Origin of the sequence: Paraburkholderia metrosideri (genome assembly GCF_904848625.1) — a bacterium.
In the GTDB taxonomy this organism is placed as follows: domain Bacteria; phylum Pseudomonadota; class Gammaproteobacteria; order Burkholderiales; family Burkholderiaceae; genus Paraburkholderia; species Paraburkholderia metrosideri.
On record NZ_CAJHCP010000004.1, the window covers coordinates 394,333 to 417,163 of the forward strand.

Sequence of the window (22,831 nt, forward strand, 5' to 3'; positions counted from 1 at the left end):
ATGAACCGCTTCTTCGTCGCCCGCCCCGTCTTCGCCTGGGTTATCGCCCTCTTCACTGTGCTATTCGGCGGCCTGGCCGTCGCGCTTCTGCCGGTCGAACAATATCCCGACGTCGCGCCGCCGTCGCTCAACATCTCGGCCAGCTTCAGTGGCGCCGATGCGCAAACGCTCGAAAGAAGTGTCACCTCGATCATCGAAGACGAGATGAACGGCATCGAGAACTTTCTGTACATGTCGTCGATCAGCCGCTCCAACGGCACCGCGCAGATCACCGTGGTGCTCAAGCCAGGCACCAATCTCGACATCGCGCGAACTCAGGTTCAGGACCGTCTGAGCCGGGTCGAGCCGCGGCTGCCGCTGGAAGTGCGGCAGCTCGGCGTGACCGTCACGAAGGCATCCACCGGCTTTCTGATGCTGCTCGCGTTGCAGACCACCGACGGCGCCACCAACGCAGTAGCGATGGGCAACTTCGCGTCGAACAACATCGTCAACGAGTTGCGGCGTATCGACGGGGTTGGCGATGTGCAACTGTTCGGCTCGTCGTACGCCATGCGGATCTGGCTCGACCAGCGCAAGCTGGCCGGCTTCGGGTTGTCGGCGAGCGAGGTTTTGTCCGCGGTGCAGGAGCAGAACAGTCAGACGGCCGGCGGCGGACTCGGCGATCAGCCCAATGCCGAAGGCTCCGAATTCACCGCGCAAATCGTCACGCAAAGCCGCTTCTCGACGCCCGAGCAGTTCCGCGAGATCATCATTCGCGCGAATCCGGACGGCTCGACGGTACGGCTTGGCGATGTGGCCCGGATCGAACTGGGTAACGACAGTTACGGCAACCGCCTGACCGTCAACGGCAAGGAAGCCGCCGGCATTGCGATCCAGTTGGCGAGCGGCGCGAACGCGCTAGCGGTGGCCAACGCCGTACGCGCTCGCATGACCCAACTGCAGCCGACATTCCCGCGCGGCGTGGTCTGGACCGTGCCGTTCGATACGACGCCGTTCATCAACACGTCGGTGCAGAGCGTGATACGCACGATGATCGAAGCGCTTCTGCTCGTCACCGTCGTCGTGTTTCTCTTTCTGCAGGACTGGCGCGCCACGCTGATTCCCACGCTGGTCGTCCCGGTCGCGCTGATCGGCACCTGCGCGGGTTTGTACCTGTTCGGTCTGTCGATCAACATCCTGTCGTTGTTCGGGATGGTGGTGGCGATCGGTATCCTCAACGACGACGCGATCGTCGTCGTGGAAAATGTCGCGCGCATCATGCGCGAAGAGGGCCTGAGCGCGCCTCGCGCGACCGTCAAGGCAGTCGGCCAGATATCCGGCGCGGTGATCGCGAGTACCCTGGTGCTGGTCGCGGTATTCATCCCGATGGCGTTCTTCCCGGGTTCAACGGGCGGGATTTACCGGCAGTTCTCGGTGACCCTCGCCGTGTCGATCATGCTGTCCACGCTGCTCGCACTCACGCTCGGCGCAGCGTTGTGCGCAGCGCTGCTGCGCAACGAAACCGCCAGCAGCCCGGCGTCGAGGAACGCGGCATCGCGAATGCTGCATCGCGTATTCGACGGCTTTAATCGCGGCCTGGAAGCGGGCACCGAGCGGTATATCCGCGGCGTCGATGCGATGCTGAAAAAGCCGTTGCGATGGCTGCTGGTGTTCGTCGTCGCGTGCGTGATCACCGGCTTTCTTTTCGTGCGCCTGCCAGGCGGCTTTCTGCCGACCGAAGACCAGGGCCATATTTTCATCACTTATACCGGCGCACCGGGTTCCACTGAAGAACGTACCCGGCAGGCGGTCAACCAGGTCGAAGCATTCTTGCGGACTCAACCTCAGGTTCGAAATGTAGCGTCGGTGACAGGCTTCAGCTTCTTCGGACAGGGACAATCGGCGGCGTTGTCGTTTGTCGATCTGACGCCGTGGGGTGAGCGCTCCGGAGAAGACAACTCGGCGAGCGCACTGGTTCGCCGCGCCAATGCCGCGTTTCGCCAGATTCCGGAAGCGATTATCTTTGCGCTCGACCCGCCTCCTATCCCGTCATTAGGAACTGCCACCGGCTTCACGATGAAGGTTCAGGATCGCAGCGGCGTGGGTGGCGAAGCGCTGCAGCAGGCCGCGCAGCGAATCATGATTGCGGCGTCGCAAAGCAGCGTTCTCGCGGGCGTACGACCGGAAGGCATGCCCGAAGCGCCGCAACTCTATGTGGAGATAGATCGCGTCAAGGCGCGTGCACTGGGTCTGCAGATCCGGCAGGTCAATCAGGCACTGGCGCTATCGTTCGGCTCGAACTACGTGAACGACTTCGTGTTCGAAGGCAATGTGCTGCGCGTATTTCTGCAAGCCGATGCCACGCAACGAATGCGCGCGGAAGACGTGAGTGCACTACGGCTTCCGAACAACCGTGGCGAGATGGTGCCGTTCTCGGCATTTGCCCGCATTCGCTGGATCTCCGGTCCGCAGCAACTCGAGCGCTACAACGGCTTCCCTTCCGCGACGTTGTCGGGTCAGGCCGCGGCAGGCCGGTCGAGCGGCGCGGCGATCGCCGAAATGGAGCGCATCGCGTCGCACGTGCTGACCGGCAATCTCACGTACGAATGGACCGGCACCGCACTCGAAGAAAAGCAGGCCGGTGGCCAGATCGGCATGCTGCTCGGGTTGTCGCTGGTGGTGGTATTCCTGCTGCTGGCCGCGCTCTATGAAAGTTGGGCCATTCCGGTCGCGGTGTTGCTGATCATTCCATTCGGTGTGATCGGCGCAGTGTTGTTGACGATGATGCGCGGGCTTTCCGCCGACGTGTATTTCAACATCGGGCTAGTGACCATCATCGGGCTTGCGGCGAAGAACGCTATTCTGATTGTCGAGTTCGCGATCAAGGCGGAGTCCGAAGGCAGCGATCCCATCACCGCAGCGAAAAATGGCGCGCAACAGCGTTTGCGTCCGATTCTGATGACCAGTGTCACGTTCGTGCTCGGCATGATGCCGCTCGTCCTCGCCACCGGCGCGGGCGCGGCAAGCCGGCGCGCGGTAGGTACGGGCGTGATGGGCAGCATGCTCACGGCAACGCTATTCGGGGTCTTCTTTACGCCGCTCTTTTATGTGGCCGCTCGCCGTTGGCTGAGTCGCAAGAAACGCAATAGCGGACTGGACGACGATCTGTCCACACCCGAGCGGGAGCCTGAGCAACCCCGCGGAGGGCCGAGCGATGCGTAAGCGCCTGCTCGTGACACTCGTGTGCGGCTTGCTGGCCGCGTGCAACTTTGCGCCGCCGTATCGCCAGCCCGATCTGCCGATTGCGGAACACTTCGATGCGTTCCCGACCGCCAGCCTCGAAGAAGCACAGCTCGCGAAAGAAGTGGACTGGGAGACGTTTTTCGCCGATCCACAATTGAAGTTGCTGATCTCCACGGCATTGCAACGTAACCGCGATCTGGTGGCATCGACTGCACGCATCGAACAGGCTCGCGCGTTTTATCGCATCCAGAATGCGGCCCGTCTGCCGCAGGTCAATGTGAACGGCAGCGCTACGCGCACGAAAGCGCCGCTCGGTTCGATCGACCCGGAGTTCGATAACACGGATATATCGGTTCAATTCAATCAGTACAACGTGCAGGCCGCCGTCGCGTCGTTCGAACTCGATTTCTGGGGGCGCGTGCGCAATCTGAGTGAAAGCGCACGCCGCCAATATCTGGCCACCGTCGAAGCCCAGCGCGCATTCCGGTTGTCGCTGATCGGCAATGTGGCCGCGACCTACTACGCGATCCGTTCGGGCGATGAAGGCATTGCGCTAGCCGAGCGGACCGTCGCAAGCCGCCAGTATGCGTTGGATGTCGCGAAACTTCGGCTGGATGCCGGAGTGACGTCCTCGGTCGATTATGAGCAGGCCGCCATTCTCGTGACACAGGCGCAAACCCAACTCGCGGAATTGCAAAGGACCACGGCGCAGCAGCGTAATCAACTGACGGTGCTTATCGGTGGGCCACTGGAAAGTGTGCTGCCAGATGCGTCGTCGATTGCGGACGCCGCGCAGTTCGGCGCACTGGACCCTGGTTTGCCTTCCGCGCTACTCGTCAATCGACCGGACATTCTGCAAGCCGAACAACAGCTTCGTTCCGCGGATGCCGACATCGGCGCCGCCCGCGCCGATTTCTTCCCGCGCATTTCGCTGACAGGAAGCTTCGGTTATGTGTCGTCGGAACTCAGCGATTTTTTTGTACCGGGCAAACAGGCATGGTCGATGGGCGCGATTATCGGCATGCCGATTTTCGACGCTGGTCAACGGTCGGCTCAACTCGCCCAGGCACGTGCAAGGCACGACGAACTGGTGGCGACCTATCAGCGCACCGTGCAAACGGCCTTTCGCGAAGTATCGGATGCGTTGGTCGGACGGCAACGCTATACGGAACAGATTACCGCGCAGGAACATGCCGTCGAAGCACAGCGCTTACTCGCGGAGACCGCCGAGCTTCGCTATGAAAACGGCATCTCGATCTATCTGGAAGTGGTGGATGCACGCCGCAGTCTTTTTGCCGCCGAGCAGCAATTGATCCAGCTTCGCGCGACAGCATTGCAAAATAGCGTATCGCTCTATGTCGCGCTGGGCGGTGGACCCGACACGCCTTAACTGCCCATTGCCGCTGCGGTAAACGACAAACGGCGCGCCAGATCGTAGCGCGCCGCATGATTGATTCAACTACACGTTAGCCGAGATTCACCGAAACCGATGCTTGCTCGCCATCACGCACCACCGTGACGGACACGCTGTCGTCCGCCTGCGAAATGATCTGCTTCAGTTGCTGGACGTTGCGAATCAGGGTGCCGTCGACCGCGACGATGATGTCGCCGGCCTGAATGCCCGCAGCCGCGGCCGGACCGGTGGCCTGTTGCACGACGACCCCGCCGGGCAACGACGCTTCCTGCTGTTCATCTTGCGTGAGCGGTCGAACTGCAACACCGAGACGCGGACGCGACTGTTGTTGCTGCTGCACACGCGGCGCAGCCGACGCGACCTGAGCGGACTGCGCGCCCACCGTTACCGACAACTTATGCTCACCGCCGCCGCGCCATACGTTGATCGTCGCGGTCGTTCCGGGCGCGAGTTGCGACACTTGCGCGATCAGATCGCGGGTACTGTCGACACGTGCACCGTTCAAGCCGACGATCACGTCACCCTGGCGCAAGCCAGCCGCCTGAGCGGGGCCACTCGGATCGACCGAGCCGACCAGCGCGCCATGTGTCGTGTCGAGACCCAGCGACTTTGCCTGTTCTTCGGTGACGGGTTCGACGCCCACGCCGATCCGGCCGCGGCTCACATGACCGGTTCGCACGAGTTGGTCTTTCACGTGCATCGCCGCGTCGATCGGGATGGCGAACGACAGGCCCTGGAAGCCGCCTGTGCGCGAATAGATCATCGAATTGATACCGATGACTTCACCGTTCAGATTGAACAGTGGACCGCCCGAATTGCCAGGATTGACCGGCACGTCGGTTTGAATAAACGGGATCGGACTATCGTCGGAGAACGTGCGTGCTTTCGCACTGATGATGCCGGATGTCACCGTGCTGTCGAAGCCGTACGGCGAACCGATTGCGACCACCCACTCACCGACCTTGCTATGGGCAGGGTCGCCGATCTTCACAGTTGGCAAGCTCGACGCATCGATCTTAAGCACCGCGACGTCGGACGTTTTATCGGTTCCGATGACTTGCGCGTGGAATTCACGGCCGTCCGTCAACTTGACGGTCACCTTATCGGCACCTTCGACGACGTGGTTGTTCGTCAGGATGTACCCGTCCTGACTAATGATGAACCCCGAGCCGAGCGCTTCACCGCCGCCGCTGCTTTCACCGTTTTCATCGCGTGAAGCTGCGTGGCTCGCGCCGATGTGCACGACCGCAGGCCCGTAGGTCGAAACAATGCTGGCGAAGTTCGGCGTGGCCGCATTCGTGCCACCAGTTGCAGTGGGAACGCTGGTGGTGACCAGGCCACCGCGAGCGTCGCTTGCCGACGCTTCGGCGCTGCGGTGGCTAATCGCATAAGTACCTGCAAGCGCGAGCACGATGCAAGCGGCAGCGCTACCGCGCCATTGTTTTTTAGTGACCATATCTGGGTAGGGTGCGGTGTATGACGTGAGGGAAGCGTAATGTAGATGGCTCCACTTAAAGGAATCTTAAAAATCCCGCGACACCTCGAAGCGCCCGCACGATGCGGCTTTCATGAGGATTCGGAGCAATGGAAAACACCAGGGAAACAGGACGGCGGCACTCGCCACAACGTGCGGAAAAGCAGTTATCTGCGCACGCAAATAGCAGATCGGAAGCGTGGTTTGCAAGCTGCTTTTAATCGTGGATCACCGGAAAACTGTGCGTCCGCCTAGTTGCGCGCGCGAGTGCGAAGCATCGCAAAGCAATTCGTCGGAATGAAAAATCGTCGCAACGTAGCCGCAAGAATTAGTTTTTTCCCAGTGATTTATCCGTTGCAGAAACGCAACGTGTTCAACGCCACCGCGTTTATTTACGCATCACGCCGGTCGAGTCTTCAAGCCGTTGAATTCATATTTAACTATTGCGACCGGCGAGTCCGGCGTGCATAAGAGCCTTGAGATGAGAGGACTTCTATCCATAGTGCAGCCGTTCTCCGGTCCAACTTATCTGTCGCTGACATCTTTATGAAGGTGCGCGGATGCAGTGCCAATTCATCGCTGTCAAGCTTTGCCGCCACTGACCACGTCGCGCGTGCCCTAATTTTTTTTACCCAATTTCGTGCTTTGACGTTATCGTCTCACTGCGAGCTTAATTCGTAGACCAATGGGAGTTCCGTGTGGGGAATCGATTGATGTCTCGGGTGAAGAAAGACAGCATCTCCGTAGTTAGCGGCCGCGACTCGCGTTTATCCGGGTTGTCTTTTGGCATCAGCATTCTGATGCTTTGCGCCGCCTACCCCGTCTACAGTTTCGCGAGCGTTTCGGTGCTCCGTCCGCCGCGCGAAGCAGTCTCCAGCAAACCGCTCGAAGTCACCATCGTCTATTCCGGCGACCAGCCGGGTGGCACCGAGGTAGACATCCCCGCGCAGTTGAACATCGCGATCAGCAACACCGACATCTCGCCCAGACCATTGATGCTCGCGCGCGAAAGCGGCGCGCCGGATCACATCAAGCTGGCAGGCGGCGAACTCAAAGCGGTCCGCTATAGCGGGCAATGGCCCGAGTGGGCTCGCGGTGCCATGAAAATCGATGTGCCGAGTCTGGATGTTTCGCCATCGTTCGTATTGCTCACTCGCCCACCCCATTCCGCGAAACCAGAGGCAATGGCGTCGGCGGACAGCACCCATGGCGACACGTCCGCGACCGTCACCGTGCCTTCGGAGCCTGTCACGGCTGCGTCGCTTTCCGCTGGGTCTGCTGCGAATAAAGCGTCCGGCCCCGACCTGAATAGCTTTCTTGTCAGTCGTCTCTCCACCTTCGAACCGATGTATTTCGCCGATGGTTCGAATGGAGAAAATCTCGCGAAATTCCAGTTGAGCTTTAAATTCCGGATGGTCATCCCGGACGATCCGCGATCGCGCGGCTTCCTCGACAACCTGTATTTCGGCTATACGCAGACTTCGTTGTGGGACCTCGGCGAGTACTCCGCCCCGTTCCGCGATACGAGCTACATGCCTCAACTGTTCTACTACCTGCCCGATACCGGCTGGAAGAGTTCATGGTTCAGCAAGATGGCTCTGATGACCGGCTATGAGCATGAATCGAATGGGCGCGACGGACCTGAATCGCGTGGTGTCGACATATTCTTCGTGCGACCTACGTGGGAATTCGGCGATGTGGATGGCAACCACCTGACTGTATCGCCAAAGGTCTATTTCTACGCTCACATTGCCGGCGAGAATCACGACATTGCCGACTATCGCGGCTATATGGACCTGCTGCTCAAATACGGCAGCAACGACGGCTGGCAACTCGCCACGACGCTGCGAAAGGGAACGAAATCCACCTACGGCAGCATCGATACGCAATTCACCTACCCGCTATCGCATCTGATCAATAGCCGTTGGGGCGGCTTCCTGTGGGTTGGCTTCTTTACCGGCTACGGTGAAGATATTCTCGATTACAACCAGCATCGCTGGATTGCACGGATCGGTTATAGCGTCGCGCGTTAATTCACCCTGCTTGCGCGCTGTCAACTTCCAGACACAGGCTCTAATTGAGCGCTGCGGCGTGGCTACCGCGAGGAGCCACGCGTCCTAATTTCCCGCTAATTCGTCAGGAACAAGATTGCTTTGTACCGCACGGAAATGTCATTAACGACTTCCGCAGATGCAGTGCAAACCTGATGAGGATTAGCAATCATGGACACGCAAACCACGCCTTCTACCCTATCCGACGACACCACCGAAAACACAACGGATACCGCAGCAGCCGCAGACCAACAAGCCCCGCTACCGGACGACGATCTGTTGCCGTTCTACTTTCTCTCGATGGCGGGTAGTTACTGACGTGATCAGCGTGTGCTGCACGGCTTCGCACAAAAACTCATCACTTCGGACGCACACGTGGAAACTCGGCCTGCGCGACCAGCCCCGAGCGATGATCGCCGCGACTCGACACGCGGGCACGTCCGCCATATTTTGCGAGCGTGGCTCGCACGATCGCCAGTCCGAGGCCCGAGCCCTCCACATCGGTCGAGCCGACCCGCACGAAACGCTCGAATACGAGCTCCTGCAATTGCGGCGCTATCCCCGGGCCGTCGTCGATGACTTCGATAGAAACGGTGGCGTCATTCGCCGTCACGCGCACGTCGACCGTCCCGCCTTCGACCCCGTAACGCAGCGCGTTTTCGACCAGATTTTTCACGACGACCTGCACGTCCGTCTTCGTTGCGCGCACGACGGCCGCGTCGAGATGCGCCACGCCGAGATCGATATTGCGCGCCATCGCAATTGGAAGATGGGCGGCGATGACGTCGGCGATGACTTCACGTACATCGACATCCTCGAGTTGCGCAGTGCTCGCTCGCGTATCGGCGCGCGCGAGACTCAGCATCTGGCTGACGAGATACGCACTTCTGATAATACCGGCGCGCATTTCTTCGAAACGCTCTGCATTTGCCGGGTAAATCGAATGCCGCAGATTGTCCGCCTGCAATTGCAACGCGGCAATCGGCGAACGCAATTCGTGCGCGGCGTCAGCAATAAATTTCTTCTCCGACTCGATCATGCGACCCAGCCGCGCGGTCAGCGAATTGATCGAATCGACAAACGGCAGCAGATCGGTCGGCACATGATCTGTCGAGATCGGCGTCAGACGATTCACGTCGAGCGCCTTCACCTCGTTCGCCAACCGGTCGACACGACGCATCGACGAGCGCACTACCACAATGACCGCGACCCACATCAGCGGCATCAACAGCACGGTTGGCCAGAGCGTGGTCAACGCGGAATCCCGCACCACCGCTTCGCGCACGCGTATCCGCTGGCCGACTTCGACGATCCGGTCGCCACTGTGCACGGTGAAAATACGCCATTCGTCGTTGTCGGCCACCTGCTGTGAGAAGCCGGGTTGCACATTGCGATTGAAGTGAATGGACGGGTCGGTGGCGCGCGACGGACTGACTTCGTCGCCGCTCCAGATCTGGATTTGCAGATCCTGCGGGCGCTGCGCGCCGGGTTCGGGCGCCTTGACGATGATGTCGGCCATGCCGGCGGCAAGGCGAATAGCGACGTCGCTCAGCCGGGTATCGAGCAACGCGTGGGTCGCCGCGCTCGACGCCACATAAGAACCGGCTGCGTGCACCAGGCCGACCACAATGACGACGGCGCTCAGCGCAATGACCAGTTGCGTGCCCAGCGAGCCTCTTTTTTTCATATCGAACCTGAATGGAGTCGAAACAAGCTTCGCCCGAAATCAGCGCGACGGCCCGGACCGGCCGCTCCGAACTGCGGACAAACGCGTGGCGGCAACGCGTGCGTCGGTTATCATTCTATCGCCCGGGCACGACGGTTCTGCTGCGAACCGCGCGCTGCCAGCCAGGCACTACCGGATTATTGCCGACAGGACGATCATGAGAGTTCTCCTCGTTGAAGACGATCTGCAGATTGGCCAAAGTCTGCTGCGAGCACTGAAAGATGCCGACTATAGCGTCGACTGGGTCAGAGACGGCATTGCCGGTCGCGATGCGCTGGCCAATGCCGAATACACCGTTGTACTACTCGATCTCGGCCTGCCCGGCTTAAGCGGCATTGAATTGCTGAAAGCATCGCGCGCCGCCGGCAATGCGGTGCCAGTCCTGATCCTGACGGCGCGTGACGATCTCGATTCGCGAGTGCAGGGGCTCGACGTCGGCGCGGACGACTATCTGCTCAAACCCTTCGACGTCCCTGAACTGCTGGCCCGCATTCGCGCCGTATTGCGGCGCAAGGCCGGCTACGCATCGTCGCGTCTCGGCGACGATTCGCTCGCGCTCGATCTCGACAAACGCACGCTGACCTGCAATGGCGCCACCACGGTTCTCTCCGCACGCGAATTTGCGCTGATGCTCGCGTTTCTCGAGCGTCCCGGCACGATCCTGTCGCGCGAACAGCTCGAGGACCGCCTGTACGGGTGGGGTAAAGAGGTCGAAAGCAATGCGGTCGATGTGCTGATCCACTCCGTGCGCAAGAAATTCGGGGTGTCGGTGATTCGCAATGTGCGAGGTCTCGGGTGGACCGTGATGCTCGGCGATGCGGACAAAGGGCAAGCGTGACGACCGTTGCGACCGTCTGTGACGGTGGCTTGCTTCGGTCGGCGCACAAGCAACTGCCGCGCCGGACGATCGGCTTCACCGCTCAGCCGCACTCTCCCAGCGCCGCTGAATAAACGCCGACGCATAAGCCAACGCCGCGCGCGCTTCCGGCAAGAACGGCGAAAAACATTGCCACGCGTGAGGCACGGCGTGCCACTGCGCGAACTCCACGGCGTTCCCTTCGCGCTGAAGTTTGGCGGCCAACTCGCGCGCGTCAGTGTTCAACGCTTCAGTGTCGCTGGTCTGGATGTGGATGGGCGGCAAATCATGCAGCCGTGCTCTCGCGGGCGAAGCGAGCAACTCGAAGCGGCGCGCGTGACGCAGGTACATGTTCGCCGCCGCTTCCATCGCAGTCCGGTTCATCGTCATCGCGTTGTGGCCGGCACGCCAGGTAGTCGTCAGATCGGCCCATGGCGAAAACAGTACCGCTCCGGACGGCAGCGGATCGCCCGCTTCACGCAACGCGATCAGCATCGCTAGCGCGAGTCCCGCACCTGCAGAATCTCCGGCCACAACGATCGACTGAGGCGCCATGCCGCGGTCGAGCAACGTCCGGTAAGCACGCAAGGCGTCCTGCAAGGCGGCGGGGAACGGATGTTCGGGCGCAAGGCTATAGTCCAGCGCGAACACCGCTGCGTTCGACGAGCGGGCCAATTCGACCGTCAATGCACGGTGCGTTTCCGGAGAGCCGAAATAGTACGCGCCGCCGTGCAAATAAAGTACCGCACGCTCGATTGGCGCCGCCACGGCCTTACCTGGGCTCAGCCATTCGCCTTTGAGTTCGCAGTCGGCATGGCGGCGCACGTGCGGGTAAAGCATGGCCGCCGCGATCCGGCCAGGCCGCGTGTAGCGATGCGCGCGCAGCCGGAGTGTGTGGACATCGGGTGCCGGACGGCGGCTCGAGCCGAAGTGAATCGCCATGATCAGCGGAATCGCGCGACGCAGCCACGCGGCTTGCCAACTTTCAGCAGACGGTTGCGGCGGTAGTTCGCTCAGCACGACGGATTCCGGCGCTGACGTGAGCGGCGATGGTTGAACGTTCATGATGATGTGCTCAAAGAAGGCCGCCCATCGCGGCCAGATGGCGACAACGCTACGGGCGCGGCTCCCGAAATTGCAGAAGCCCACTCGTAGGGTTGCCTGTGCTTTTCAAAGCATTGCAGATGGACCCGGTGGCCTCTGCCTCAACGGCGCCAGTAGCCGTAGCCATAACCGCCATGCCAGCCGCCGTAGTAATGCGGATACCACTGCGGATGTCCGTAATACCCGACCACGACCGGTGCGCTATAGACAGGCGGTGGCGGCGGTGCGTAATAGACCGGCGGCGCATAAACCGGCACGACAGACGCTACCGGCAGCACGGGAATCGCTGGCGCGGCAAGCCCCACTCCGACTCCGACGAACACATGGGCTTCAGCGCAACTCACTAAGCCGACGCCGAGCGCTGCAGCGACGACCAGATGGCGAACGACTTTCATTTTTCACTCCTTTGCCGAGCGACGCGAGTCTGTTGACCGCATCGAATGACTGCATTGTGGACATGCAAAGTGAGCAGAGAATTAGCGCTTTGTTTGAGCGGGGGTGGAGCACCGCCGACGAATTCCCGCCGGCATTTGGCGCTCATTTCCAGCTCATTCTTCGTCTTTACGATTCAGTTCATCGACGGGCGGCGCAACGATCCGACAGCCGGAACCCAACGCCCGTCGCCGACGTTGCGACACGACATCCCGCGAATTGACCGCGGCCTAGCCGCCAGTCGCATCAATCATTGAAATGGGAATTGAAACGGAGCACATCATGTTTGCAGAATTCGCACGGAAAATCGGCGCGCTTTTCGTCACCACCGCGGAATTTGAACGGGACAATTATCTGGCGTCGTCGGTCGATCACGCCGATCTCGAACACCGGATCCGGCATTTTGAAACCAACACTTATCCGATGCGTTGTTATTCATCCGGCACACATCGCGACGTGAGCGCTTTTTGAGCGCAGACGGCGCTACGCTCTCACCTAATCGTTGTTAGCGGCGTCAGGGCGTAGGAAATGGGGCGGCGACCCGCGATCTACCTCGTCACCAACCACGTACAGAGGATGATGACGACGGTAGTGGGAAAACCTCCCGAACCGCATGCACCGCAGCCCAGAAAAGGCTGAGTGGGATCGCCTGTTGAGCGCATCATTTCTGCGCTTTAGGCCGCTTCCAGTGATCCGGCCGAAAAAAATACAGACTCAGCAGTGCCATGATGGCAATGCCAACGCCACTGCCCCACATCGCGACGCTTCGACGCCATTCCATGTGCGCGATGTCCGCTTGCAACTGCGGCGTTTGCACCAGATCGCACTGGTCGGCGATCTGACCCGGCGCGTAACGCGCAGTGACGGCGGCGCCAGACGGCAACATCGAGTCCAGCCGGCAGACCTGATCGGCAAACGCTGCCGGATCAATCGCATAAGGCGTCAGTGCCATCGCTCCAGCCAGACCCAATGCGCTGCAATCATGCCGCGCGCAATGACGCCAGATCGCGCTTGCCGGAACGCCCGGCTTAAGCAGCGGCAGCATCGCTGCCTCGAAGTTCCGCCGCGAGCTTTCGCGCACGGCTGGCGGCGCACGGTCTTCTCGCACGAAAGTATGGGCATCGGGATAGACGGGCCTGAGCGCGTCGTGAACCTCGGCAACGGCAATCACACCGCCAATGGCGAACACAAAGCAAAGAATCCACCAGCCCAAAGCCGCCATGAGTCGCAGATTGCTCTCACGGTTGCCGCCATTCGCGTACTTCTCGTTGATCGGGATGTTTTGTAAGTCGTAATACTGCTGGAGTTTGTGTGCAGCGCTTTGCGGGGTGTCATAGTGTGCCACGCCAGCCGCGATCTGCGCGCTGGTATTGTTGTGATTGAGCGATCCGCTGTTAATGAACTGCCCGCTGTCATTGCGTTCGAAACCATTGCCGTCCGTATAGCTCATCGGCCTTCCTTTCGTGGTTGGGTCCAGCAAACAGTTCGCCGCGCCGTCCTGCCTTCCTGCATTCGCGCGAACACGGACCTTGTTCGGCCGCCGTGGCTCATCGCCCAGCTAGCTGGGCCGACGGCGCTTCACACACCTGCTTGCCGTTCTGCTGGATCGCCTCTTCCAGATTTTTCATCCGATGCGCGCTGAGAATCGTCCACGCGCGCGGCGTGAAATCCGTGGCGAGCGCGCTGACCATACCGCCCACCGCGAATTTGGCGCTGCACAGGTAAGGATGCTTCATGCAATACGACGCGGTGCCGAGCGCATGCCCCGGCACCTGGCCGACATCGCCGCCCGCGTCCATTGCGGTGGATTTATCGGTGCTTGCGCTGACGTAGCCGTCCGCCTGGCCGATCACCTTGCCGACCCTTTTGGTGTTCTCGCCGCCCTTGTCCATCGAGCCGAATGTCTTATGCGTGATGCGGTCCTGCACGTTGCCCGAGAACGCCTGATATTCCGGGCTGCGCAGATCGGCGCACACCGGCACGGCGTATTCAGTGCCGATCACCCGCAACGACGCGAGATCCGGTTGATGCAGATACTCACTGGTCAATTGCGACACGGGGTCGTACACGCGTCCCGCTGCGTTGCCGGAAAGCGCGATATACGAAACGTAGTGGCGCACCTGGCCGCCGAAATGCTGAATACCCGCTTGCACGTCCGCTTGCTGACGCGAGTTCAGCGGCGCCGGGTTGAATGTCACGATCTGCGCGACGCCGTTCTTGAAGCCGGCGTATTGCGCATAGCCGCCGCCGAGCGAATGCCCCGTCAACGTCACCTGCGACGGCGCGACGCCGCTGCGCATCACCGCGCGCACGAGATTGTCGGCCACGGAGAAGGCGCGCGGGCGGCCCATGTCGTCGGCATCGAAGTGCCCGGCGTCATAGCCCTTCACCGCTAGCGCACTCGTGCCGGTGAGGAGGGATTGACCGCTCAGCGACTTCACGCGCGCCGTGAGTTCACCCGCGAGTTCCGGCGTGAGGCCGATTTGTGCATCGGTGACCCAGTCGGTGTTGTTGTCGGTGCCGCGGAACACGACGATGCGCCGGCCGTCCTGCGTCGCCCAGATTTCCGCGTAGACATGTCCCGCCTCGGCCTCGCTTTCCGCTGCCGGCAAATGCACGCGCTGGAGGCCGTAGGTCTGCGCGACCTGCGTCTTCACCGCCAACTGGTTGCGCACCTCAGCCACTTTCATGCTGGCGGCCTGGAACGCCGCGTCGAGCTTCCTGACTTCGTGCGGTTTGATCAGCGGATCGAGTGTCTGATCGGCCTGCACACGGGCGACGCGATTCTGCAGGTCGTCGGCTTTCTGCTGCGCGTCGGCGAGCTTCGCAGGATCGGCATAGACCGCATACGACAGCAACGCGAGCATTTTGTCGAAGTCGCGCGTGGCGGCGTCGGCGGGCACGCCGACGGCCACGCCAGGCTGTGACGCAGTCGATGCTGACGGCGCTGCCAGTGCGGCTGGCGGCGCTGGTGCTACTGACGGCGCGACAGGCGATAAGGAAGGCGCGCCCATTGTGGCCGCGCTGGTCACCGACTGCCCGGCGGGCAGCGTCGCGGACTGTGCTGGCGACGAAGGACCATTCGACGTGGACGTCCCACGCAACTGCATGATCTTCGACCACTCATCCGAAGAGATACCGCCTGCGGGCCGTTGTGACGCGCTATTGCTGGCGCTCAACCCGCCGTTGCACGCGTCGAGCGTCTGCGCGAGGCGCTGCTGCAACTGTCCATCCGGATTGACGTTCTGACGCTGTGCGACCTGGAGCAACTGGTTGGCGCGGCACGCATTGCGCTGGCCGCCGAGTCCTTGCGACCACAGCGTCGCGTCCGCATACGCAGCCGTTCCATTCGAACCGGCGAATTCATCGAGCCACACGCGCACCTGACGCGCGTCGATATTCGTGTTACCTGCTTCGACCAGAGCCGCCAGTTTCACGCGCGCGGCCACGAGACCCCGCCGCGCCGCCGTCTGGATCAGTTCGAGTCCATGCGCCGGATTGCGTTCGAGTTCCGGCACGCCGCCGGTGATCTGCAACACACCGGTCACGTAATCGGCGCGCGTGTCGTCCTGCTTGAATGCAGCGGCAATCGGACGTTCGAGGCTCGCACGGCGGCCGGCATCGCTTTCCTGAAGCACCGCATTGACGACGACGTCCAGGTCCTGAACGCCGAATGCGCTCTCCCAGGTGCCGGCCTGCGCGTGGCTCGCCGCTGTAGCGCACAGCAGCGTCGCACAAGCGGAAAGCACGGTACGCTTACAGTCGAAACGCATCACTGAACTCCCCTTCCCCATGCTCTGCTTTTTATTGGCTATCTGACACGTACAACGCGTGGACTATGGCATGTGGCGCGTGGCGTCAAACCTTGGGTGACGTCCCCATTGAGACGCCGAAAGTCGCCCCTCCCAGCACCTGACGTCGCACGAACTCGAACGCCGGATAGGCCACCGGCTGCAGATGGATCGTGCCGCGCACCAGCCACATCGCAGTCGTGCCGTATTTGCCTTGCGCGTCCGGATACAGATGCTCGACGAACAGTTTTTCCTGCGTGATCGGCGAAGCGGCACGCGCATTGGCCACCGCAAAAATGGCGGCGGCGCCCAGCAGAATGCCGATGGTTTTATAGAAGCCATTCGCGAATGCGCGCATCGTCACGAGTTGCGTCACACCCAGCGAGAACTTGAAGATATGCACCATTGCACCGAGCAATGAAAAGCCGAGTGCGATGGGCGGCACGATCAACGCGCGCATGCCGTCCTTGCCGAGTTTTTCGTAGGGACGGGAATCGGCGAACTGCTCTGGCGGTGCATTCAGTTGCTGAAGATTTTCGGCCTGGCGGATATCGAGCGTCGGGTTGTAGACCAGCGTCGCATATTGCTCCGTCGTACCGATTTCCGGGCGTAGTGTCACCCGATCCGGAATCTGCAATTGCTTCTTCCAGAAGCGCTGGATCGCGGGCGTCATGGCGAACTGTTCCCACGACAGATACGGTGTGAGTCCCACGCCTTCGGGGAATCGCTGCGCGATACCATTGGCGAACGCGGTTTGTATCTGTCCTTGCGCCTTATGCGCCACAGCCGCATAGAACCCGCCGCGATCGCCCGGTGCCCAGTCACGGCCGACCGGCACGCCATTGGATTGCACCTTCTGACGCACCCGTCCGTAATACATGCGCGGCACCGTGCCCGGTTGCAGCCGATGCTTGCGCAAATCACGCACGTAGTCATTCCAGGCGTCGGCCTGTTCCCCCGGAATCTTGTCCGCTTCAGTGGCGGCCTGATTCGACGCGACCACATAATCCGCGTTATAGCGACGCTGCAATTCGACCGTGCTGTGACGGTAGTCGTCGTAAGCCTTGCCGAGACCACCGTACGCGCGATCGACCTGATTGCGCACCACCAGCGGCTTGCGATCCGCGATCTTCTGGTCGAGGTCTTCGATCGGCGAGGCCAGCAGCGGGAAAATAGCGAGGAACGTCTTGATGTCCGGTCTGATCGGATCACTGACCTGCAGAGGCAGATTCACCAGATCGACGTCGCGCGCCACCAGCGCCTGTTGCAACAGATGCAGATTCAGCGCGACGTAGCGGTCCGCCGCATTCGAACGATTGACCAGTACGTCGACGAGACGTTTCTCCGCGTGATAGGCCACGACGATCAGCACACCGGACAACGCGATCAGATACAACACGGTTTTAGCGATGCCGTAGCTGTGTTTCTGTGCGCGCGAAAACAGCCAGGGCCACGCGGCCAGCGCGAGTGCGAAGCCGGAGATCAGGCGCCCGTACACCTCGATCGAATCGACGTCGCTCGCACTGGCGTTACCGCCCACCACATCGAGCAGGCGCGCGTTGAAGGAGAACTCGATCAACAGATACGCGGCGGTGGTCAGCGTGACGAGCCACAACCACAGCGGCCGTCCTTTGACCGGAAAAATATGCGAGCCGATTTTGCGCAACATGTCAGTGCGAGCCCAGATCGATATGCACGGTTTGATGGCTGACGTCGGTGGTCGACACGCGCTCCTGAATCACGTCGACGCTGGTCGGCTGCAGCTTGTGCGCTCCGCTCGATGCAGGCGCTGTGGTGGCGGCCGCTACGTTGCTGTCGGCGGCATCTGCGCCCGGGTCGCTATTGCGATGCGTCGCAACCCGGCGTGTAACGGTCGAAGCAGGCTTGCTGGCGTGTCTGACCGGCGGCGTTTTAACCGGCGGCACGGCGACGACCGGCGGCGCTTCGGGCACGAGGCCGCTCTGCACGCGGTTGTCGCGGATCATCCAGAAACGCGCGTTATGCGGCTTTTGCTGCACCGCCAGCCAGCTCGAATCCTGGGTGCCGAAGTTGACCGTGGTCTGGCATTCGTTCGCCAGATCGTATTTGCCGACTTCGTTCTTCTTGATGATCAGCGTGCGATAAACGTTGTCGCAACCCGGACGCGGCATGCGCAGCGTTAGATAAGTCACGCCGTCCACGTCCGTGACGTTATCGACCAGCACACCTTCGGTGCGGCCAAGATCGAAAATCTGCGAACGGTCGTAGAGCTTGATCTGATAAAGACCGGCGGGTGTGCGGCGCAATACGCCATCGCCAAACGCGGTTTTGAAGTGGTATAGCTCGCGCGACGTGGCCTGCTCGACATCGAGCGAAATGCGGCCATTACTGTCGACCGCGCAACCGCTCAATGCGAATGCCGCCGCCAGAACCGGAATCGCATAAAGCGCACGACGCGAGGTCAACGAAAATGACGCACGGCGTGAAACGGCGCGCGGTTTAATGTAATTGATCGCTTCCAGACCAAGCGACACACTGATATGCCGTGCGTGCCCGAATGACGGCAACCACGGTAAAACCCCCGGCTTCTTCATACTGGCCGCTACCCTTCGACTTTCTCGCAATAGCCACCGGCGAATTACCGTGGCCAACCCCGTCACAACAACGCCCGTTCACAAACGGGCGCATTGACTTGCTTTTTACTGCTGTATTTTCGTGCGATCGTACCATGCGTTAATTCTCTTTTGTTTGACGATGCTATTTTTCAGTGGTCTCCTGCGCGCTACTCAGCGCGGTCAATAATGCGCCGCCGAGTCGCCTTCAATCTCTACAGCTAATTCCCGCGCGCCACTTAATCGCTGGCGATAAACGCGCGCCGTTTCCAGCGCGCGTGGCTTCGGCTTATTGCTTGTTGCACAAACCCATCACAAAGAAACCGGATGCATTCGGTTCATCGAGCCAATACATCGTGGTGCTGTTCACCGGCAGCAGCACCGTGGTTTCCTTGCCCGCCTGCAACTGGAATTGAGCAGCAATCAGGCCGTCGATACCTTGCGCCACCACTGGATCGGCGCTGGAGAACGCGGCGGCCTCGAGGTCGAAAGCCGCGTTGTAATAGAGCGGCGATTGCGACTGGCCATCCGCGCTCAGCATCTGGCCGCCGCTGATGGTGGTCTGGATCACATCGGTCTTGCCGGTCAGCACGTTGTTCAACGTGGTGTCCGGCTCCGTGCAGACCCATTTGCCGTCGTAGTCGCCGCTATTCAACGTGCGCGTGCTGCTCAGCACCCACGAGCCGGTACGCGGATTGCCCTCGGGCGAAGTGCCGAAGCGATCGACCAGCAGCGTCGTGTTGCCGCCCTGGCGCGTGGTGAACACACGGCCGACCTGCTGACCGCCAACCGCCATGTCGAACGCACCCGGATAGGTGGTCTGATCGGGGTCGGCGGAAAAGGTCGCCGTATCGGTGAGCGTCGCGCCGGTCGACGTGTCGACGTTCGTGCAGGTATCCGAATAGGCCTTGCCGAAACAGAAGCGCGCGCTGCCGTCCGCGTTGATGCGAACCTGCCCGGCCTCCGGTGCCTGCGAGTCGACCGGCACCCCCTGGTTGCTGTAGTCGCCAGTCAACCCGACCATGCTGTAGGTGCCCGCGAGTTGTGCGAGGTCCGGCACGCCGTTGTTGGTCAGCGCGAGTTGGCCCTGAAGCAGACCGCCGCCGCCCAACAGGTTCGGCACGTTGGACAACGCGCCGCTCAACAGACCGGCGCCGCCGCTGTCCTTCACGAGCGTCAGCGACAGACCCAGCGCCGCCGCCTGGGCCGCCGACAACGTGGAGCCCGTGCCGGCCGTCAGTCCCGACACCGTGATCTGGTTGGTGCTGCTGATCTGATAGGCACCCGTCACCTGCCCCGCCAGACCGAATTGCGACTTGATGAAACTGAGCGTCAACTGCCCCGCTGCGGGCTGGTCGAGGTCGACGCGAATCGTGTCGCCGAAGCCCACCGTGCCGACATAGCTCGATCCGGAGGCGAGCGGCGTCACGGCGCCGGCGCTCTGACCGCTCGACGGTGGCGCAGACGGCGAGCCGCTGCTGTTATTGCTGCCGCCTCCGCCGCATGCCGACAGCAGGATCGATGCGCTGACGCACAGGGTAAGAACCGTCAGGGTGGTCTTATTCATCATGTTGTGTATTAAAGAAAAGTGAGGGTGGCCGGATCGGCGTGCGATTGCGCAGACCGGCGGGTATCCACGAGTGAATGCCGCACCGTGGGTCAATGCCGAAGCGAGCGGCAATAGTTTTGAAAACCCCTTTGCAAACGGGGATGCGCCTCCACGACCTCGAGACACAATTCGGGAAACTGCTTCAGGAAAGGAACGAGAGGCGTGTTGTCACGCGGAAAACAGGCGTCGTCGGCGGGGCAGTCAATTACGACCTTTTGCGCGTCGGCGGAAATTTCAATTCGCGGCCACGCGAGACAGATAAAACAGCCGGCAACAAAAACATTGGTATCGGCATGAAATGCCTGAGGAACAGCGTCCAGAATGAATTGCAGCGCCATGGATTCCATAGTTCTTTGAATAACCGGTTCTTGCTATGCGTAGACCGTGCGTAACTGGCGCGGCCGGATCGACGAATCTGAGCGTCTTGTTGAGGTATTCGTGGAGAAAGCCAATTTGTTCGCCGCCGGTCCGAAATATTTTTGTCTCACTCGCCGTGGACCAGGCGACATGTGCCCGTCAACCCACTTCGATGATGCAACACTACCTTTTAAGGCGCATTGAAACTCAATAGGCTCTGTCTGTCAACAGGTAGTGATGCGACTATTAAGGTAGTGTCCGTCCCATCGACGGCAATCACGAAATTATCAGCAGGTCAGCGGAATATGGATCGAAACGAAGAACAGGCGTTGGCCGAGGCAGTCGGCCGCGTGATCGCGCGCAAGCGCGTCGAGGCGGGGTTGACGCAGGAACAGGTCGCCGAGCAACTGTCGCTCGGACGGGAAGCGGTCGCGCGAGTCGAACGGGGCACGGCCGTGCCGACGGTCGTGCGTCTGGTGGAATTGGCGGAGCTGTTCGGCTGTCGTGTGGAGGAACTGCTGGCCGGTGCGTCGACGCGCGAAGACGATCAGGCGGCGGCGATCGCACGCAGCCTGCGCGGCGTTGCGCTGAAGGATCGGCAGATGCTGGTCGAGTGGGTCGAGACGTTCGCGCAGCGCTTGCGCAAATAGAGCGAAGCGGCTGTCGGCTTCGCTTTACGTCACGTCACGTCATTGACCCGGCGTGCTGCCCGGATACGGCTTGCGCGGCCGGATGCTGTCGATCATCAGGTTCATTGCGTCGGCCCAGTTTTGCGCCTTGTTACCCTGGCCACGCTCGGCGCGCAGTTGCGAGAGGTCGAGCCGCGCGCGGGTGTAGTCCTGGGCTGCCGCGCGTGCCAGCCACTTCTCCGCTTCGTCGAAGTCGCGCGGCACGAGCTTCCCTTCGAAATAAGCCTCGCCGAGCAGGGTCTGTGCAATCGGATAATTCGCCTCGGCGCCGCGCCGGTAGTACGACATCGCCGCGCGCGGGTTGCGCGGTACGCCGAGCCCCTCTTCCGACATCATGCCGAGCGTCGTCAACGCCACCGGATCGTGCGCACGCGAACGCAGACTCTGCAGATCGTTGCGGCTGCTTTGATGCGCGGCCGTGGTGATCCTCAGCTCGGCGTCGTCCCACGAATCGGCTCGCTGCTGCGTGCCGGGATCGTTGCGCAGCGGTTGCAGGTTAAACGGATTGTTCGCGTTGACCGGCGCAACCGGAGCAACCGGCGCGGGCGTTGCAGGGACGGTCACGGTCGCCAGATTCGCGGGCGTGGCCCACCGGGGTGTCCCCGCCGGCGCGGCACCGCGCGTGGGGCCGTTGGGCGGCGCGACCTGCGCGTAGACCGGCGGCGGCGCCACACCCGTCAGGTTCTGCGCGAGCGTCACGTCGCCGATCAGTCCGCTTTCGATCCACGGCTGTTGCTGCCCACCGGTGATGTCCGCGACCTGCTGCTGCGTGTGTTCGAGCGCGCCTTTGATCGTCGCGTTGGGTGCCTTCATGTACATCGACAGGTAGTACGCGAACGGGCCGTCGTCGGTCGGCGTGCCGAAGGTGCGCATCGAGTCGTAAGCGGCGGCTTGCGTCGCTGTCGAATAGGCGATCAGTTCCCCGCGCGCGGCAGGTTCGCGTTTGAGCGTGCTGGTGGTCGCGCCGCGCGACGGCACGCGGCATGCGTCGATCAACGCAATGAACGACGCAGGTTGCGACGCCCTGACCTTCGCCAGCGCGCCCTTCAGACGGATGGCCCGCTCGAGCAGCAACGAGCGCGTCATCGCATTGATGGCGACACCGGCATGCACCGGCACGAGGAAGTTGTCACCCGCCGATTCGAAGCCGTGGCCCGCGTAATAGAACACCACGACCTGCGCGCCCCGCGCGTGCGTGGCCAGCCAGTCGATCGATCCGTTGAACTCGTCTTGCGAGAGATCGTAATCGACCCGTGTATCGAAGCCCAGGCCGCGCAGCGTCTCGCCGATCAGCCGCGCGTCGTTGGCGGGCGACATCAGGCGGTCGGCGCCGCTATACGCGCTGTTGCCGATCACCAGCGCGACCTTGGCAGCGTGCGTGGTGTCGGGTCCAGCAGAGACCGGCGCAGGTGAGCCAGCGGGTGCCTTGGCGGCTGCGGCTGCGTTCGCGTACGGCGTCACGCACAGCATTCCGGCCATCGCTACTGCGGCGCCCGCGATCCATTTCGACATAGA

The 22,831-nt window shown here is 61.5% G+C and carries 18 protein-coding genes; 7 read left to right on the plus strand and 11 right to left on the minus strand.

Annotation, left to right across the window (positions count from 1 at the left end; all coding sequences use genetic code 11):
• The gene (locus tag LMG28727_RS10395) at window positions 1–3,201 is read left to right on the plus strand and encodes a multidrug efflux RND transporter permease subunit (RefSeq protein ID WP_201642214.1); all 3,201 of its coding nucleotides are present in this window, start codon (window positions 1–3) and stop codon (window positions 3,199–3,201) included.
• Window positions 3,194–4,612 carry an efflux transporter outer membrane subunit gene (locus LMG28727_RS10400; RefSeq protein WP_201642215.1) on the plus strand — a complete coding sequence of 473 codons (1,419 nt, stop codon included), beginning with the start codon at window positions 3,194–3,196 and terminating at the stop codon, window positions 4,610–4,612. The genes LMG28727_RS10395 and LMG28727_RS10400 overlap by 8 nt, the downstream gene beginning before the upstream one ends.
• 76 nt (window positions 4,613–4,688) lie before the next feature.
• Here the strand turns inward: LMG28727_RS10400 and LMG28727_RS10405 are convergent, their stop codons facing one another.
• Window positions 4,689–6,092, minus strand: coding sequence for a Do family serine endopeptidase (locus tag LMG28727_RS10405; protein ID WP_201642216.1), 1,404 nt, complete (start codon window positions 6,090–6,092; stop codon window positions 4,689–4,691).
• Between the two features lie 731 nt (window positions 6,093–6,823).
• On the opposite strand from LMG28727_RS10405, the gene LMG28727_RS10410 reads away from it, so the two are divergent.
• Complete coding sequence (locus LMG28727_RS10410) at window positions 6,824–8,143, plus strand: phospholipase A (RefSeq protein ID WP_328810499.1); 1,320 nt, start codon at window positions 6,824–6,826, stop codon at window positions 8,141–8,143.
• 189 nt (window positions 8,144–8,332) lie between these two features.
• Window positions 8,333–8,479 (plus strand): hypothetical protein, encoded by a 147-nt coding sequence (locus tag LMG28727_RS10415; protein ID WP_201642217.1) that lies wholly within the window; start codon window positions 8,333–8,335, stop codon window positions 8,477–8,479.
• Between the two features lie 40 nt (window positions 8,480–8,519).
• On the opposite strand, the gene LMG28727_RS10420 is transcribed toward LMG28727_RS10415, so the two are convergent.
• Window positions 8,520–9,848 carry an ATP-binding protein gene (locus tag LMG28727_RS10420; protein ID WP_201642218.1) on the minus strand — a complete coding sequence of 443 codons (1,329 nt, stop codon included), beginning with the start codon at window positions 9,846–9,848 and terminating at the stop codon, window positions 8,520–8,522.
• A 196-nt stretch (window positions 9,849–10,044) separates the two neighbouring features.
• Here LMG28727_RS10420 and LMG28727_RS10425 point away from each other — a divergent pair, with 196 nt between their 5' ends.
• Window positions 10,045–10,725, plus strand: a complete 681-nt coding sequence (locus LMG28727_RS10425; protein ID WP_201642219.1) for a response regulator transcription factor — start codon at window positions 10,045–10,047, stop codon at window positions 10,723–10,725.
• 75 nt (window positions 10,726–10,800) lie between these two features.
• On the opposite strand, the gene LMG28727_RS10430 is transcribed toward LMG28727_RS10425, so the two are convergent.
• Window positions 10,801–11,808, minus strand: a complete 1,008-nt coding sequence (locus LMG28727_RS10430) for an alpha/beta hydrolase (RefSeq protein ID WP_201642220.1) — start codon at window positions 11,806–11,808, stop codon at window positions 10,801–10,803.
• A gap of 140 nt (window positions 11,809–11,948) precedes the next feature.
• Complete coding sequence (locus tag LMG28727_RS10435) at window positions 11,949–12,242, minus strand: hypothetical protein (RefSeq protein WP_201642221.1); 294 nt, start codon at window positions 12,240–12,242, stop codon at window positions 11,949–11,951.
• A gap of 319 nt (window positions 12,243–12,561) precedes the next feature.
• On the opposite strand from LMG28727_RS10435, the gene LMG28727_RS10440 reads away from it, so the two are divergent.
• A complete protein-coding gene (locus tag LMG28727_RS10440) occupies window positions 12,562–12,750 on the plus strand; it encodes a DUF3563 family protein (RefSeq protein ID WP_201642222.1) in 189 nt (62 codons plus the stop codon).
• 190 nt (window positions 12,751–12,940) lie between these two features.
• Here LMG28727_RS10440 and LMG28727_RS10445 read toward each other — a convergent pair whose 3' ends face one another.
• The 6 genes from LMG28727_RS10445 to LMG28727_RS10470 all read right to left on the minus strand — a co-directional run bounded on the left by LMG28727_RS10445 (window position 12,941) and on the right by LMG28727_RS10470 (window position 20,608).
• The gene (locus LMG28727_RS10445) at window positions 12,941–13,729 is read right to left on the minus strand and encodes a hypothetical protein (RefSeq protein ID WP_201642223.1); all 789 of its coding nucleotides are present in this window, start codon (window positions 13,727–13,729) and stop codon (window positions 12,941–12,943) included.
• 97 nt (window positions 13,730–13,826) lie between these two features.
• A complete protein-coding gene (locus tag LMG28727_RS10450) occupies window positions 13,827–16,052 on the minus strand; it encodes a lipase family protein (RefSeq protein WP_201642224.1) in 2,226 nt (741 codons plus the stop codon).
• Between the two features lie 85 nt (window positions 16,053–16,137).
• On the minus strand, window positions 16,138–17,739 hold the full coding sequence (locus tag LMG28727_RS10455; protein ID WP_201642225.1) for a hypothetical protein: 1,602 nt from the start codon (window positions 17,737–17,739) through the stop codon (window positions 16,138–16,140).
• Between the two features lies 1 nt (window position 17,740).
• Window positions 17,741–18,643, minus strand: coding sequence for a hypothetical protein (locus LMG28727_RS10460; RefSeq protein ID WP_201642226.1), 903 nt, complete (start codon window positions 18,641–18,643; stop codon window positions 17,741–17,743).
• 307 nt (window positions 18,644–18,950) lie between these two features.
• Entirely contained in the window at window positions 18,951–20,231 is a 1,281-nt protein-coding gene (locus LMG28727_RS10465) for a hypothetical protein (RefSeq protein ID WP_201642227.1), read from the minus strand.
• 89 nt (window positions 20,232–20,320) lie between these two features.
• Entirely contained in the window at window positions 20,321–20,608 is a 288-nt protein-coding gene (locus LMG28727_RS10470) for a hypothetical protein (protein ID WP_201642228.1), read from the minus strand.
• A 324-nt stretch (window positions 20,609–20,932) separates the two neighbouring features.
• Here LMG28727_RS10470 and LMG28727_RS10475 point away from each other — a divergent pair, with 324 nt between their 5' ends.
• On the plus strand, window positions 20,933–21,277 hold the full coding sequence (locus tag LMG28727_RS10475; RefSeq protein ID WP_201642229.1) for a helix-turn-helix domain-containing protein: 345 nt from the start codon (window positions 20,933–20,935) through the stop codon (window positions 21,275–21,277).
• Window positions 21,278–21,316: 39 nt separating this feature from the next.
• Here LMG28727_RS10475 and LMG28727_RS10480 read toward each other — a convergent pair whose 3' ends face one another.
• Complete coding sequence (locus LMG28727_RS10480; RefSeq protein WP_201642230.1) at window positions 21,317–22,828, minus strand: caspase family protein; 1,512 nt, start codon at window positions 22,826–22,828, stop codon at window positions 21,317–21,319.
• Window positions 22,829–22,831: the final 3 nt, after the last annotated feature.

What these genes read in the sequence shown, in the direction of transcription:
- LMG28727_RS10425 (WP_201642219.1), top strand. Translation starts at nt 10,045, where the DNA reads ATGAGAGTTCTCCTCGTTGAAGACGATCTGCAGATTGGCCAAAGTCTG.
- LMG28727_RS10465 (WP_201642227.1), bottom strand. Translation starts at nt 20,231, where the DNA reads ATGATGAATAAGACCACCCTGACGGTTCTTACCCTGTGCGTCAGCGCA.
- LMG28727_RS10410 (WP_328810499.1), top strand. Translation starts at nt 6,824, where the DNA reads ATGTCTCGGGTGAAGAAAGACAGCATCTCCGTAGTTAGCGGCCGCGAC.
- LMG28727_RS10435 (WP_201642221.1), bottom strand. Translation starts at nt 12,242, where the DNA reads ATGAAAGTCGTTCGCCATCTGGTCGTCGCTGCAGCGCTCGGCGTCGGC.
- LMG28727_RS10445 (WP_201642223.1), bottom strand. Translation starts at nt 13,729, where the DNA reads ATGAGCTATACGGACGGCAATGGTTTCGAACGCAATGACAGCGGGCAG.
- LMG28727_RS10450 (WP_201642224.1), bottom strand. Translation starts at nt 16,052, where the DNA reads ATGCGTTTCGACTGTAAGCGTACCGTGCTTTCCGCTTGTGCGACGCTG.
- LMG28727_RS10470 (WP_201642228.1), bottom strand. Translation starts at nt 20,608, where the DNA reads ATGGCGCTGCAATTCATTCTGGACGCTGTTCCTCAGGCATTTCATGCC.
- LMG28727_RS10440 (WP_201642222.1), top strand. Translation starts at nt 12,562, where the DNA reads ATGTTTGCAGAATTCGCACGGAAAATCGGCGCGCTTTTCGTCACCACC.
- LMG28727_RS10420 (WP_201642218.1), bottom strand. Translation starts at nt 9,848, where the DNA reads ATGAAAAAAAGAGGCTCGCTGGGCACGCAACTGGTCATTGCGCTGAGC.
- LMG28727_RS10415 (WP_201642217.1), top strand. Translation starts at nt 8,333, where the DNA reads ATGGACACGCAAACCACGCCTTCTACCCTATCCGACGACACCACCGAA.
- LMG28727_RS10475 (WP_201642229.1), top strand. Translation starts at nt 20,933, where the DNA reads ATGGATCGAAACGAAGAACAGGCGTTGGCCGAGGCAGTCGGCCGCGTG.
- LMG28727_RS10460 (WP_201642226.1), bottom strand. Translation starts at nt 18,643, where the DNA reads ATGAAGAAGCCGGGGGTTTTACCGTGGTTGCCGTCATTCGGGCACGCA.
- LMG28727_RS10430 (WP_201642220.1), bottom strand. Translation starts at nt 11,808, where the DNA reads ATGAACGTTCAACCATCGCCGCTCACGTCAGCGCCGGAATCCGTCGTG.
- LMG28727_RS10480 (WP_201642230.1), bottom strand. Translation starts at nt 22,828, where the DNA reads ATGTCGAAATGGATCGCGGGCGCCGCAGTAGCGATGGCCGGAATGCTG.
- LMG28727_RS10400 (WP_201642215.1), top strand. Translation starts at nt 3,194, where the DNA reads ATGCGTAAGCGCCTGCTCGTGACACTCGTGTGCGGCTTGCTGGCCGCG.
- LMG28727_RS10395 (WP_201642214.1), top strand. Translation starts at nt 1, where the DNA reads ATGAACCGCTTCTTCGTCGCCCGCCCCGTCTTCGCCTGGGTTATCGCC.
- LMG28727_RS10455 (WP_201642225.1), bottom strand. Translation starts at nt 17,739, where the DNA reads ATGTTGCGCAAAATCGGCTCGCATATTTTTCCGGTCAAAGGACGGCCG.
- LMG28727_RS10405 (WP_201642216.1), bottom strand. Translation starts at nt 6,092, where the DNA reads ATGGTCACTAAAAAACAATGGCGCGGTAGCGCTGCCGCTTGCATCGTG.